This window comes from Micromonospora sp. WMMD998 (assembly GCF_029581235.1).
Lineage (GTDB): Bacteria > Actinomycetota > Actinomycetes > Mycobacteriales > Micromonosporaceae > Micromonospora.
This window is the reverse complement of sequence record NZ_CP120740.1, coordinates 6,545,519-6,560,350: the sequence shown is the minus strand read 5'-3', so window position 1 is coordinate 6,560,350 and position 14,832 is coordinate 6,545,519. Positions and strand designations below refer to the sequence as shown.

9 protein-coding genes are annotated in these 14,832 nt (G+C 68.4%); all 9 read left to right on the top strand.

Going from position 1 to position 14,832, the window contains the following annotated elements; genetic code table 11:
* Positions 1-432: 432 nt before the first annotated feature.
* A complete protein-coding gene (locus tag O7619_RS29920) occupies positions 433-3,864 on the top strand; it encodes a DNA-directed RNA polymerase subunit beta (RefSeq protein WP_282284854.1) in 3,432 nt (1,143 codons plus the stop codon).
* A gap of 80 nt (positions 3,865-3,944) precedes the next feature.
* A complete protein-coding gene (locus O7619_RS29915; RefSeq protein ID WP_282284853.1) occupies positions 3,945-7,832 on the top strand; it encodes a DNA-directed RNA polymerase subunit beta' in 3,888 nt (1,295 codons plus the stop codon).
* Between the two features lie 116 nt (positions 7,833-7,948).
* The gene (locus tag O7619_RS29910) at positions 7,949-8,317 is read left to right on the top strand and encodes a hypothetical protein (protein ID WP_282284851.1); all 369 of its coding nucleotides are present in this window, start codon (positions 7,949-7,951) and stop codon (positions 8,315-8,317) included.
* Positions 8,318-8,874: 557 nt separating this feature from the next.
* Positions 8,875-9,246: a hypothetical protein gene (locus O7619_RS29905; protein ID WP_282284849.1), complete on the top strand. Its 372-nt coding sequence runs from the start codon at positions 8,875-8,877 to the stop codon at positions 9,244-9,246.
* A 485-nt stretch (positions 9,247-9,731) separates the two neighbouring features.
* Positions 9,732-10,106 carry a 30S ribosomal protein S12 gene (rpsL, locus tag O7619_RS29900; protein WP_007465318.1) on the top strand — a complete coding sequence of 125 codons (375 nt, stop codon included), beginning with the start codon at positions 9,732-9,734 and terminating at the stop codon, positions 10,104-10,106.
* A gap of 1 nt (position 10,107) precedes the next feature.
* Complete coding sequence (rpsG, locus tag O7619_RS29895) at positions 10,108-10,578, top strand: 30S ribosomal protein S7 (protein WP_077938296.1); 471 nt, start codon at positions 10,108-10,110, stop codon at positions 10,576-10,578.
* Between the two features lie 76 nt (positions 10,579-10,654).
* The gene (gene fusA / locus O7619_RS29890) at positions 10,655-12,751 is read left to right on the top strand and encodes an elongation factor G (RefSeq protein WP_282284846.1); all 2,097 of its coding nucleotides are present in this window, start codon (positions 10,655-10,657) and stop codon (positions 12,749-12,751) included.
* A gap of 223 nt (positions 12,752-12,974) precedes the next feature.
* Positions 12,975-14,168 (top strand): elongation factor Tu, encoded by a 1,194-nt coding sequence (gene tuf / locus O7619_RS29885; protein WP_091426406.1) that lies wholly within the window; start codon positions 12,975-12,977, stop codon positions 14,166-14,168.
* 355 nt (positions 14,169-14,523) lie between these two features.
* Complete coding sequence (gene rpsJ / locus O7619_RS29880) at positions 14,524-14,832, top strand: 30S ribosomal protein S10 (RefSeq protein ID WP_007073037.1); 309 nt, start codon at positions 14,524-14,526, stop codon at positions 14,830-14,832.

Below are 14,832 nucleotides of genomic sequence, written 5' to 3'. Positions count from 1 at the left end.
CTCGCACCGATTTCCCAGCGACCAGGGGCAGGTCGTCCCGTCGGGGGAAAGACACCCCGAGCGGTAACCGGCCCTTGACGCGACACGGCCCGGCAGGCACGCTGACATCAGCAAGACCTTCCGCGCTTGCAACGGCCGCCACTCGGGTAAAGGCGACGGCACCACCGCCGCCACGGCACCCGGGCGGACCGGCAGGAGCGTCGCGTTCCGAGCGGCCCGGTGGACCCGGTTTTCCCAGGGTTCAGGGCTTGTTCCGCGACGACCTGCGGGGTGGGCTGGACAGCGGTTAGCCTCTCGGCTACACTGCTAGTTTGCGCTGCCTTCCGACTTGACCCCTGCTCGGAAATGTCCGATTGTGGATATTTCTGGTGGGGTCATTGGAGTGCACGCGTACCAGCCGTTCTGCAGCACCGGTCCTCGGAAGGACGCATCTTGGCAGCTTCCCGCCCTGCGAAGACCAGTCGTACGTCGAGCGCTTTCGCGCCCCGCCGAGTTTCTTTCGGTCGGATCACCGAACATCTCGAGGTCCCCAACCTCCTCGCCATTCAGAACGAGTCCTTCGACTGGCTCGTCGGCAACGAGGCTTGGCAGGGCCGGTCGGCGGACGACCCGCACGCACGCTCGGGTCTCGCGGAGATCCTCGACGAGATCAGTCCCATTGAGGACTTCTCCGGCACCATGTCGCTGTCCTTCTCCGCTCCGCGCTTCGACGAGGTCAAGGCCTCGATCGAGGAGTGCAAGGAGAAGGACCTGACCTACTGCGCGCCGCTGTTCGTGACCGCGGAGTTCACCAACAACACCACTGGCGAGATCAAGAGCCAGACGGTGTTCATGGGTGACTTCCCGATGATGACGCCGAAGGGCACCTTCATCATCAACGGCACCGAGCGCGTCGTGGTCAGCCAGCTCGTCCGCTCGCCGGGCGTCTACTTCGACAAGCAGCCGGACAAGACCTCCGACCGCGACCTCTCCAGCGTCAAGGTCATCCCGAGCCGGGGTGCCTGGCTGGAGTTCGACATCGACAAGCGCGACACGGTCGGCGTACGCATCGACCGCAAGCGCCGGCAGGCCGTCACCGTCCTGCTGAAGGCCATCGGGTGGTCCGCGGAGCGCATCCGCGAGAAGTTCGGCTGGTCCGAGCTCATGATGACCACCCTGGAGAAGGACCACATCGCCGGCCAGGACGAGGCGTTGCTGGACATCTACCGGAAGCTCCGTCCTGGCGAGCCGCCGACCCGCGAGAACGCCCAGACCCTGCTCGACAACCTCTTCTTCAACCCGAAGCGGTACGACGTCGCCAAGGTCGGGCGCTACAAGTTCAACAAGAAGCTCGAAGTCGACGTGCCGATGAACACCGGCACGCTGACCGAGGACGACATCGTCGCCACCGTGGAATACCTCTGCCGGCTGCACGCCGGTGAGGAGGGCTACGAGGCCGACGACATCGACCACTTCGGCAACCGTCGCCTGCGCACCGTGGGCGAGCTGATCCAGAACCAGGTCCGGGTGGGTCTCTCCCGGATGGAGCGGGTCGTCCGCGAGCGGATGACCACCCAGGACGTCGAGGCGATCACGCCGCAGACCCTGATCAACATCCGCCCGGTGGTGGCGGCGATCAAGGAGTTCTTCGGCACGTCGCAGCTGTCCCAGTTCATGGACCAGACCAACCCGCTGGCGGGTCTGACCCACCGGCGCCGGCTGAGCGCGCTCGGCCCGGGTGGTCTGTCCCGTGAGCGGGCCGGCTTCGAGGTCCGCGACGTGCACCCGTCCCACTACGGCCGGATGTGCCCGATCGAGACGCCGGAAGGCCCGAACATCGGCCTGATCGGCGCGCTCTCCACCTTCGCCCGGGTCAACCCGTTCGGCTTCATCGAGACGCCGTACCGGAAGGTCATCGACGGTCGGGTCACCGACCAGATCGACTACCTGACCGCGGACGAGGAGGACCGGTTCGTCAAGGCGCAGGCCAACGCGCCGCTGCGGTCCGACGGCACGTTCGCGGAGGACCGCGTCCTGGTCCGCCGTAAGGGCGGCGAGACCGAGGACGTGGCGCCCGGGGCCGTGGACTACATGGACGTGTCGCCGCGGCAGATGACCTCGGTCGCCACCGCGATGATCCCGTTCCTGGAGCACGACGACGCCAACCGCGCGCTCATGGGCGCGAACATGCAGCGTCAGGCGGTGCCGCTGGTCAAGGCCGAGGCCCCGCTCGTCGGTACGGGCATGGAATACCGTGCGGCCGTGGACGCCGGCGACGTGGTCGTCGCCGAGGTCGGCGGTGTGGTCGAGGACCTGTGCGCGGACTACATCACCGTCCACCAGGACGACGGCCACCGCCGGACGTACCTGCTGCACAAGTTCCGCCGCTCCAACGCCGGCTCCTGCGTCAACCAGAAGCCGGTCGTCTTCGAGGGCGACCGCGTCGAGGCCGGCCAGGTCGTCGCCGACGGTCCGTGCACCGACGAGGGCGAGATGGCGCTCGGACGCAACCTGCTGGTGGCGTTCATGTGCTGGGAGGGCCACAACTACGAGGACGCGATCATCCTGTCGCAGCGCCTCGTGCAGCAGGACGTGCTCACCTCGATCCACATCGAGGAGCACGAGGTCGACGCCCGGGACACCAAGCTCGGCCCGGAGGAGATCACCCGCGACATCCCGAACGTCAGCGAGGAGATGCTCGCCGACCTCGACGAGCGCGGCATCATCCGGATCGGCGCCGAGGTCGTCCCCGGTGACATCCTGGTCGGCAAGGTCACGCCGAAGGGCGAGACCGAGCTGACCCCGGAGGAGCGGCTGCTCCGCGCGATCTTCGGGGAGAAGGCGCGCGAGGTCCGTGACACCTCGCTGAAGGTGCCGCACGGCGAGACCGGCACGGTCATCGGCGTACGCACCTTCTCCCGCGAGGACGGCGACGAGCTGCCCCCGGGCGTGAACGAGCTGGTGCGGGTCTACGTGGCCCAGAAGCGCAAGATCCAGGACGGTGACAAGCTCGCGGGCCGCCACGGCAACAAGGGCGTCATCTCCAAGATCCTGCCGATCGAGGACATGCCGTTCCTGGAGGACGGCACCCCGGTCGACATCGTGCTGAACCCGCTCGGCGTGCCGTCCCGGATGAACATCGGCCAGGTCCTGGAGACCCACCTCGGGTGGGTGGCCAAGACCGGCTGGAGTGTCGACGGTGACGACGAGGAGTGGAAGCGCCAGCTCAAGTCGATCAACGCGCACGAGTCCGAGCCGGACACCAACGTGGCCACTCCGGTCTTCGACGGTGCCCGCGAGGAGGAGATCTCCGGCCTGCTGGCGTCGACCCTGCCCAACCGGGACGGCAACCAGCTCATCGGGCGCACCGGCAAGGCGCAGCTGTTCGACGGTCGTTCCGGCGAGCCGCTGCCCGATCCGATCGCGGTCGGCTACGTCTACATCCTGAAGCTCAACCACCTGGTCGACGACAAGATCCACGCCCGGTCGACCGGCCCGTACTCGATGATCACGCAGCAGCCGCTGGGTGGTAAGGCGCAGTTCGGTGGCCAGCGCTTCGGCGAGATGGAGTGCTGGGCCATGCAGGCGTACGGCGCCGCCTACGCCCTCCAGGAGCTGCTGACCATCAAGTCCGACGACGTCCTCGGCCGGGTCAAGGTCTACGAGGCCATCGTCAAGGGCGAGAACATCCCGGAGCCGGGCATCCCGGAGTCGTTCAAGGTGCTGCTCAAGGAGCTGCAGTCGCTGTGCCTCAACGTCGAGGTGCTCTCCAGCGACGGTGTGGCCCTCGAGATGCGCGAGACCGACGACGAGGTGTTCCGGGCCGCGGAGGAGCTGGGCATCGACCTGTCCCGGCGCGAGCCGAGCTCGGTCGAAGAGGTCTGAGGCGGTGAGTCGGGGGTCGGCTCGCCGGCCCCCGCTCCCGCCCGTTAGCTAGCAGTACAGACGACGACATAGGGGACATAGTGCTCGACGTCAACTTCTTCGACGAGCTGCGCATCGGTCTCGCCACCGCCGACGACATCCGTCAGTGGTCCCACGGCGAGGTCAAGAAGCCCGAGACCATCAACTACCGCACCCTGAAGCCGGAGAAGGACGGGCTCTTCTGCGAGAAGATCTTCGGTCCGCAGCGGGACTGGGAGTGCTACTGCGGTAAGTACAAGCGGGTCCGCTTCAAGGGCATCATCTGCGAGCGCTGCGGCGTCGAGGTGACCCGCTCCAAGGTGCGCCGGGAGCGGATGGGTCACATCGAGCTGGCCGCTCCGGTGACCCACATCTGGTACTTCAAGGGCGTGCCGAGCCGGCTGGGCTACCTGCTGGACCTCGCCCCGAAGGACCTCGAAAAGATCATCTACTTCGCCTCGTACGTCGTGACGAGCGTGGACGCCGACGCGCGTCACCGCGACCTCTCGACCATCGAGAACGAGATCCTGGCCGAGAAGCGGCAGTCCGAGAACAGCCGTGACTCGGAGATCGAGAAGCGGGCCGCCAAGCTCGAGGCCGACCTGGCCGAGCTGGAGGCCGAGGGCGCGAAGGCGGACGTCCGGCGCAAGGTCAAGGAGGGCGGAGAGCGCGAGATGCGCCAGATCCGCGACCGGGCCCAGCGCGAGATCGACCGCCTCGACGAGGTCCTCGACACCTTCCGCAAGCTGGAGCCGAAGCAGCTGGTCACCGACGAGCTGCTCTACCGCGAGCTGCGGGACCGCTTCGGTGAGTACTTCACCGGCAGCATGGGCGCCGAGGCGATCAAGGCGCTGGTCCAGAACATGGACCTCACCGCCGAGGCGGAGAACCTGCGCGAGACCATCCGCTCCGGCAAGGGCCAGCGGAAGATCCGGGCGCTCAAGCGGCTGAAGGTCGTCGCGGCGTTCCAGAACACCCGGAACTCGCCGCTCGGGATGGTGCTCGACTGCGTCCCGGTCATCCCGCCGGACCTGCGCCCGATGGTGCAGCTCGACGGTGGCCGCTTCGCGACGTCCGACCTGAACGACCTCTACCGTCGCGTGATCAACCGGAACAACCGCCTCAAGCGGCTGATCGATCTCGGCGCGCCCGAGATCATCGTCAACAACGAGAAGCGGATGCTCCAGGAGGCCGTCGACGCGCTGTTCGACAACGGCCGTCGCGGTCGTCCGGTCACCGGTCCGGGTAACCGGCCGCTGAAGTCGCTCTCCGACATGCTCAAGGGCAAGCAGGGCCGGTTCCGCCAGAACCTGCTCGGCAAGCGCGTCGACTACTCCGGCCGTTCGGTCATCGTGGTCGGCCCGAAGCTCAAGCTGCACCAGTGCGGCCTGCCCAAGCAGATGGCGCTGGAGCTGTTCAAGCCGTTCGTGATGAAGCGGCTGGTCGACCTCAACCACGCGCAGAACATCAAGTCCGCCAAGCGGATGGTCGAGCGGCAGCGGCCGGTCGTGTGGGACGTGCTGGAAGAGGTCATCGGCGAGCACCCGGTCCTGCTGAACCGGGCGCCCACCCTGCACCGCCTGGGCATCCAGGCCTTCGAGCCGCAGTTGGTCGAGGGCAAGGCGATCCAGATCCACCCGCTGGTCTGCACCGCGTTCAACGCCGACTTCGACGGTGACCAGATGGCGGTCCACGTGCCGCTGTCCGCCGAGGCCCAGGCCGAGGCGCGGATCCTGATGCTGTCGTCGAACAACATCCTCAAGCCGGCCGACGGCAAGCCGGTCACCATGCCCACCCAGGACATGGTCATCGGTCTCTACCACCTCACCCACCTCACTCCGGGTGGCACGGGGGAGGGCCGGGCGTTCAGCTCGGACGCCGAGGCGCGGATGGCGTACGACAACGGCGAGCTGCACCTGCAGACCCCGGTCAAGATCCGGCTGCACGACGTGATCGGTGTCGACAACGGCGCCGGCGCGCAGCCGTGGACCGCGCCCGAGGGCTGGGTCGAGGGCGAGCCGGTGACGGTGGAGACCACCCTGGGCCGGGTCCTGTTCAACGAGACGCTGCCTCCGGGCTACCGCTTCGTGAACTACGAGATCCGCAAGGGCCAGCTGTCCGCGATCGTCAACGACCTCGCCGAGCGCTTCCCGAAGGTGGCCCTGGCGGCCACCCTGGACGGGCTCAAGGAGGCCGGTTTCCACTGGGCCACCTGGTCCGGCGTCACCATCGGCATGGAGGACGTCATCGCTCCGCCGCGCAAGCGGGAGATCCTGGAGCGGTACGAGAAGGAAGCCGACCGGATCGACAAGCAGTACCAGCGTGGTCTGATGACCGCCGAGGAGCGTCGCGGCGAACTCATCGAGATCTGGACCAAGGCGACGAACGAGGTCGCCAAGGAGATGGACACCGCGCTGCCGCAGGAGAACCCACTGTGGAAGATGATCAACTCGGGTGCCCGCGGTAACCTGCTCCAGCTCCGGCAGATCGCGGCGATCCGTGGTCTGGTGGCCAACCCGAAGGGCGAGATCATCCCGCGGCCGATCAAGGCCAGCTACCGGGAGGGTCTGTCCGTGCTGGAATACTTCATCTCCACGCACGGCGCCCGGAAGGGCCTCGCGGACACCGCCCTGCGTACCGCCGACTCGGGTTACCTGACCCGGCGTCTGGTGGACGTCTCGCAGGACGTCATCATCCGCGAGGAGGACTGCGGCACCGACCGGGCCATCCCGATGCAGATCGGTGAGCACCTGGACGGCAAGCTGGTCGTGCACGAGCACGCCGAGACCAGCGTGCACGCCCGGACGCTCGCCGACGACATCAAGGGGCCGGACGGCACCGTGGTGGCCCACCGCGGCCAGGACATCAACTCCATCGGGGTCGACGCCATCGTCGCCGCCGGCGTGGAGACGGTGCGGGTGCGCAGCGTGCTCACCTGCGAGTCGAAGCTGGGCGTCTGCGGTGCGTGCTACGGTCGCTCGCTGCCGACCGGCAAGACCGTGGACGTCGGCGAGGCGGTCGGCATCATCGCCGCCCAGTCGATCGGTGAGCCGGGTACGCAGCTGACCATGCGTACCTTCCACACCGGTGGTGTCGCGGGTGAGGACATCACCCAGGGTCTGCCCCGTGTCCAGGAGATCTTCGAGGCCCGGGTGCCGAAGGGTAAGGCGCCCATCGCCGACACCCCCGGCCGGATCCGGATCGAGGACGGCGAGCGGTCCCGCAAGATCGTGGTCATCCCGGACGACGGCAGCGACGAGATCGTCTACGACAAGATCTCCAAGCGGGTCCGGCTCCGGGCGCACGACGGCGACCACGTCGAGGTCGGCGAGAAGCTCACCGAGGGCACCATCGACCCGCACGAGTTGCTGCGTATCCTCGGCCCGCGCGCGGTCCAGGTCCACCTGACCCAGGAGGTCCAGGAGGTCTACCGCTCGCAGGGTGTGCTCATCCACGACAAGCACATCGAGATCATCATCCGCCAGATGCTCAAGCGGGTGACGGTCATCGACTCCGGCTCGACCGAGTTCCTGCCGGGTGTGCTCGTCGACCGGGCGCTGTTCGAGTCGGAGAACCGCCGGCTCGTCGGCGAGGGTGGCGAGCCCGCCGCCGGTCGTCCGGTGCTGATGGGTATCACCAAGGCCTCGCTGGCCACGGACTCCTGGCTGTCGGCGGCCTCCTTCCAGGAGACCACCCGGGTGCTGACGGACGCGGCGATCCACGCCCGCAGCGACTCGCTGATCGGCCTCAAGGAGAACGTGATCATCGGTAAGCTCATCCCGGCCGGTACGGGCATCAGCAAGTACCGCAACGTCCGGGTCGAGCCGACCGAGGAGGCGAAGGCCAAGGTCTACTCGATGACCGGCTACCCGGAGACCGACTACGGCTTCGGGCCGGCCAGCGGCCAGGCGGTGCCGCTTGACGACTTCGACTTCGGGTCGTACCGCTAAACCGCACGAACGACGAGGCCCCCGGCACCCGCCGGGGGCCTCGTCGTGTTCCGGCGGATGCCGGCGGCTCTGGATCAACGAGTCGAACCGCCGGGGCGGAAGGCATGATGGAGGGCATGACGACCGTGCCCGGGCAGGTGCCCGTCGTGCCGCAGGCGCACCGCCACCCGCACGATCCGGAGCCGGTCCGCTCCACGAAGGCCCGTGCCGTCTTCGCTCTCGGCCTGATCGGTGCGCTGACCGGCCTCTTCGTCGGTGGGGTGGTGCCGTCGACGATCGCGCTCACGTTGGTCCGGCAGGCCCGCCGGGAGGCGTACGCCTCGGGGGGTTATCTGACCGGCGCGGACTGGCTGCGTCGCGGCGAGCGGCTGGCCCTGGTCGGCCTGGTGCTCGCCGCCGTCGCCGTGGTGGCCGCGGTGGTGATCGGGGTGGTCCGGCACACCGATGCCTCGTTCGGGCACGACTTCGCCCCGAACATCGACTGACCCGGTGGGGGAGCGGGCTCCGCGCCGGCCACCCGGCGGTGACCCGCGACGGTAGCCTGGCCGGTGTCCGCCGCACGGCGGGCGGCCATGGACAGGAGGACCCCGTGACGGAACCGGCTGCGCCGGGCGGCGATCCGACCCGCCCCGGTGCCGGGTCGGATCCCGCCGAGCCACCGCGGGACCCGGCTCCGACCAGCCCGTGGGCGCCCCCGCCGGCCGGTGGGGAGCGCGCCGACCCGGCCGTCGGACACCGCGCCGACCCGGCCGGTGGAGGGCGCGCGGACCTGGGCGTCGGGCCGGCTTCCGGGCCGCCCGGCCCCTGGCCGCCGGCGGGACCGTACCCGCCTGAGGTGCACCCTCCGGCGTCCGGGCCGGGTGCGCCGGCGTACCGCCCGGGGCCGCCCGGGTACGGCGGGCCGGGGGCGTACCCGGGGAGCGGGCCCGGCCACGGCGGTGGGTGGGGGACGCCGGGGCAGGCGCCCGGCGGTGGGTGGGGACCGGCCGTCGGGCCGCCGCCCCCGCCCGAGGCGCCACGGCCGCCGAAGCGGGTCGACGCGGTGCCGGGCACCCCGTTCGGGGTGGTCCATCTCGACGTGCCGCCGGTCACCTCCGGGCTGGCCATCGGCTCGCTGATCGCCGGGATCGCCTCGATCCTGGTGTCGCTGCTGGTCTTCTGTTTCGGCATCGCGGGTCCGAACTACGGCGGCGCCTGGGCGGCGGGCGCCTTCACCGTGCTCGGTGCGCTCGGCGGTGTCGGGGCGGTCGTGGCCTGGTTCTTCGCCCGGCGGCAGATCCGGCGGCCGGCGCCGCCGCCCGCGGTCCGGTTCACCGGCGCCGGCCTGGCCGTGGCCGGGCTCAGTTGCGGCGCGGTCGGGCTGCTGCTGAGCGTGATCGGGCTCGGGCTGGCCCTGGTGGTGCAGATCACGTGAGACTCGGCGACGGATTCGTCGTCGTTTGGCGGAATGTCGCGTCTCGCCGGCCCCGGGGGTGTCGGGGCCGCCGGGTCGTGGGCCGGATCAGCCGGTACACTTGTCACCGTAGGTGCCTATCGGGGGCGTAACGGCGACCCGGAAACCGGCCGGCGGGGCTGCGAGCAGTCCCGGCGAGCCGTTCCGTTTTGACCGGCGCGCCTGTGGTGGGTACTCTTTCCCCTTGCGCCCGGGCTCGCCCGGGCAATGCGTGCGTGCGCTGGAGCCGGTCATCCCGGTGATCGCGTGGTCGCACCACCAAGACCAAAGAACCCGGGACGACGCGCGAGCGACCGGCACCGGGGACCGTGACTCGGGCGACACGCCCGACCGCGGGTGCTGGGGTCCGCGTGGCCCCGGTCGAAATGTAGGAGAGCCGTCCATCAGGCCGGCTAGAGCAGACGGCGCGGTCGCCTCGCAGCGGCCGAAGGGAGCGGAGAAACCCGGTGCCCACCATTCAGCAGCTGGTCCGGAAGGGCCGACAGGCCAAGACGACCAAGACCAAGACCCCGGCGCTCAAGGGGTCTCCCCAGCGGCGCGGCGTGTGCACCCGCGTGTACACCACCACTCCCAAGAAGCCGAACTCGGCGCTGCGCAAGGTCGCTCGCGTCAAGCTCAGCAGCCAGATCGAGGTGACCGCCTACATCCCGGGCGTCGGCCACAACCTGCAGGAGCACTCGATCGTGCTCGTGCGTGGCGGCCGTGTGAAGGACCTCCCCGGCGTGCGGTACAAGATCGTTCGCGGCTCGCTGGACACCCAGGGTGTCCGCAACCGCAAGCAGGCTCGCAGCCGTTACGGCGCGAAGAAGGAGAAGAGCTGACATGCCGCGTAAGGGACCCGCTCCGCGGAAGCCGCTGGTCGCTGACCCGGTGTACAACTCGCCGCTGGTCACCCAGCTGGTGAACAAGATCCTGCTGCGCGGCAAGCGTCAGCTCGCCGAGCGCATCGTTTACGCCGCCCTGGAGGGCTGCCGGGAGAAGTCGGGCACCGACCCCGTCGTCACGCTCAAGCGCGCGATGGACAACGTGAAGCCGACCCTCGAGGTGCGCAGCCGCCGGGTCGGTGGCGCCACCTACCAGGTTCCGGTCGAGGTCCGTCCGGCCCGCGCGACCACCCTCGGTCTGCGCTGGCTGGTGACCTACTCCCGGGCCCGGCGTGAGAAGACCATGATCGAGCGGCTGATGAACGAGCTGCTGGACGCGAGCAACGGCCTCGGTGCCGCCGTCAAGCGGCGCGAGGACACGCACAAGATGGCCGAGTCCAACAAGGCCTTCGCGCACTACCGCTGGTAACACCTGAGGTTCCGGCGCCCACGAGGCGCCGGAACCGCCACCAGTTGTGTCGAGACGACGATAAGTAGGGATTGAAGTGGCCGCCGCAGACGCGCTCGCCAACGTACGCAACATCGGCATCATGGCGCACATCGATGCCGGTAAGACCACTACCACCGAGCGAATCCTGTTCTACACCGGCATCACGTACAAGATCGGTGAGGTCCACGAGGGCGCCGCCGTCATGGACTGGATGGAGCAGGAGCAGGAGCGCGGTATCACCATCACTTCCGCCGCCACGAAGTGCGAGTGGAAGGGCCACACGATCCAGATCATCGACACGCCCGGTCACGTCGACTTCACGGTCGAGGTCGAGCGGTCGCTGCGTGTCCTGGACGGTGCGGTCGCGGTGTACGACGGCGTGGCCGGTGTGGAGCCGCAGACGGAGAACGTCTGGCGCCAGGCGGACAAGTACAACGTCCCCCGGATGTGCTTCGTCAACAAGCTCGACCGGACCGGCGCCGACTTCTTCCGCTGCGTGCAGATGATGATCGACCGGCTGAACGCCACCCCGCTGGTGCTCCAGATCCCGATCGGCCTCGAGGGCGACCACATCGGCGTCGTCGACCTGATCGGCATGCGCGCCCTCACCTGGCGCGGGGAGACCCAGAAGGGTGAGGACTACGCGATCGAGGAGATCCCGGCCGACCTGGCCGACTCCGCGGCCGAGTGGCGCGAGAAGCTGATGGAGACGCTTGCCGACGTCGACGACTCGGTGATGGAGAAGTACCTGGAGGGCGAGGAGATCTCCGCCGAGGAGATCAAGGCCGCCATCCGGCGCTCCACCATCGCGGGCAAGGCGAACCCGGTGCTCTGCGGCTCGGCGTTCAAGAACAAGGGCGTGCAGCCCATGCTCGACGCCGTGATCGACTTCCTGCCGTCGCCGCTCGACGTTCCGGCGATCGAGGGCACGGCCACCGACGGCGAGACGCCGATGCTGCGCAAGCCGTCGACGTCCGAGCCGTTCTCCGGCCTGGCGTTCAAGATCCAGACCGACAAGCACCTCGGCAAGCTCACCTACGTCCGGGTCTACTCCGGCGTGGTCGAGTCCGGGTCCCAGGTGGTCAACTCCACCAAGGACCGCAAGGAGCGCATCGGCAAGATCTACCAGATGCACGCCAACAAGCGGGAGGAGCGCGGCTCCGCCAAGGCCGGCGACATCATCGCGGTCCAGGGTCTGAAGCAGACCACCACCGGTGACACCCTGTGCGACCCGGCGAACCCGGTCATCCTGGAGTCGATGACCTTCCCGGAGCCGGTCATCGAGGTGGCCATCGAGCCGAAGACCAAGGCCGACCAGGAGAAGCTCAGCACCGCCATCCAGCGGCTGGCCGAGGAGGACCCGACCTTCCGCGTCAAGCTGGACGACCAGACCGGTCAGACGGTCATCTCCGGCATGGGCGAGCTGCACCTGGACATCCTGGTCGACCGGATGCGCCGCGAGTTCAACGTCGAGGCGAACATCGGCAAGCCGCAGGTGGCGTACCGTGAGACCATCCGCCGCAAGGTGGACAAGGTCGAGTACACCCACAAGAAGCAGACCGGTGGTTCCGGCCAGTACGCCCGCGTCATCGTGAGCGTCGAGCCGCTGCCGCTCGGCAACGACTCGCCGACCTACGAGTTCGCGAACGCCGTCACCGGTGGCCGCATCCCCCGGGAGTTCATCCCGTCGGTGGACGCGGGCGCCCAGGACGCCATGCAGTACGGCATCCTCGCCGGCTTCCCGCTCGTGGGTCTCAAGTTGACGCTGCTGGACGGCCAGTACCACGAGGTCGACTCGTCCGAGATGGCGTTCAAGATCGCCGGTTCGATGGTGATGAAGGAGGCGGCCCGCAAGGCCGACCCCGCACTGCTCGAGCCGATGATGGCCGTTGAGGTCACCACTCCCGAGGAGAACATGGGTGACGTCATCGGCGACCTCAACTCCCGTCGGGGCATCATCCAGGCGATGGAGGAGCGCAGCGGCGCTCGCGTCGTCCGGGCTCTGGTGCCGCTGTCGGAGATGTTCGGCTACGTCGGCGACCTGCGGTCGAAGACCCAGGGCCGGGCTAGCTACAGCATGCAGTTCGACTCCTACGCCGAAGTGCCGCAGAGCGTGGCGAAGGAGATCATCGCCAAGGCGACGGGTGAGTGACGCTCACCTGAGCCGGCGGAGATGATCCGAGGGCGGTCGCGGGAGGGTGTTCCCGCCCGCGGCCACCTCGGTCGGGTTGTGTGAATCCGGGCCTGTAGGCTTCATCGCCGCAGAACCCACAAAGGCTCTCCGGCCGTCAGGCCGGAAAGGCTGTCGACAGAGTCCTACGCGCCGACCGGCGCACCGGGGCGAACGAACCAAGAAAGTCCACAGGAGGACACCAGTGGCGAAGGCGAAGTTCGAGCGGACTAAGCCGCACGTCAACATCGGCACCATTGGTCACATCGACCACGGTAAGACGACGCTGACGGCGGCCATCACCAAGGTCCTGCACGACCAGTACCCGGACCTGAACCCGTACACGCCGTTCGACGAGATCGACAAGGCGCCGGAGGAGAAGGCCCGCGGCATCACGATCTCGATCGCACACGTCGAGTACCAGACCGAGGCGCGTCACTACGCGCACGTCGACTGCCCCGGTCACGCCGACTACATCAAGAACATGATCACCGGTGCCGCGCAGATGGACGGCGCGATCCTGGTGGTGGCGGCGACCGACGGCCCGATGCCGCAGACCCGCGAGCACGTGCTGCTGGCCCGTCAGGTCGGCGTGCCGTACATCGTCGTGGCGCTCAACAAGAGCGACATGGTCGACGACGAGGAGCTCCTGGAGCTCGTCGAGCTCGAGGTCCGCGAGCTGCTCTCCTCGCAGGAGTACCCGGGTGACGACCTGCCGGTCGTCCAGGTCTCCGCGCTGAAGGCGCTCGAGGGCGACCCGGTCTGGACCGAGAAGCTGCTCGAGCTGATGAGCGCGGTCGACACCGCGATCCCGCAGCCGGAGCGCGAGACCGAGAAGCCGTTCCTCATGCCGGTCGAGGACGTGTTCACGATCACCGGTCGTGGCACCGTCGTCACCGGTCGTGTCGAGCGTGGCGTGCTGCTCCCGAACGAGGACGTCGAGGTCGTCGGCATCCGCGAGAAGGGCTTCAAGACCAAGGTCACCGCGATCGAGATGTTCCGGAAGACCCTGGACGACGCCCGCGCAGGTGAGAACGTCGGCCTGCTGCTGCGTGGCACCAAGCGCGAGGACGTCGAGCGCGGCATGGTCGTCATCAAGCCGGGCACCACGACCCCGCACACGGAGTTCGAGGCGACGGTCTACATCCTCTCCAAGGAGGAGGGTGGCCGCCACACCCCGTTCTTCCAGAACTACCGCCCGCAGTTCTACTTCCGGACCACGGACGTCACCGGCGTCGTCACGCTGCCCGAGGGCACCGAGATGGTCATGCCGGGCGACAACACCTCGATGTCGGTGAAGCTGATCCAGCCCATCGCCATGGAGGACAACCTGAAGTTCGCGATCCGCGAGGGTGGTCGTACGGTCGGCGCGGGTCGCGTCACCAAGATCATCAAGTGAGCTGGGTAACCCCGATTAGCGTCGCCGCCGGTCGTGCGGCATACTAGTCAGGTTGCGTAACGACGGTCGGTCACCTGCGTCCGGTTGAGGCCGGACTCCGGGAGACAGACAGTCTCGCGTAGGGTGGTTGATCGCCATCGGCGGTCAACCACCCTCGCGCGGCGTTCAGGTCGCGGTTCTCGCGACCGGCGTCATGACCCACCGCGTGGTCAAGAGGATCGCTCCGGAGTCCCGGGGCGGAGCTTGGTCCACGGGCGCGACACGCCCGACCGCGGGGGTCGGCGGAAGTGGGCCGGTACCAGCCGGTACAGGCGCCCGCAACACAGCGGCATCGAGAGAAGGAACAGAAGCCACCATGGCGGGACAGAAGATCCGCATCCGGCTCAAGGCCTATGACCACGAGGTCGTCGACTCCTCGGCTCGGAAGATCGTCGAGACGGTGACGCGTACCGGGGCGCAGGTCGCTGGCCCGGTGCCGCTGCCCACGGAGATCAACCGTTTCTGCGTCATCCGCTCGCCGCACAAGTACAAGGACTCGCGCGAGCACTTCGAGATGCGCACGCACAAGCGTCTGATCGACATCATCGACCCGACCCCGAAGACGGTCGACTCGCTCATGCGCCTCGACCTGCCGGCTGGCGTCGACATCGAGATCAAGCTGTAG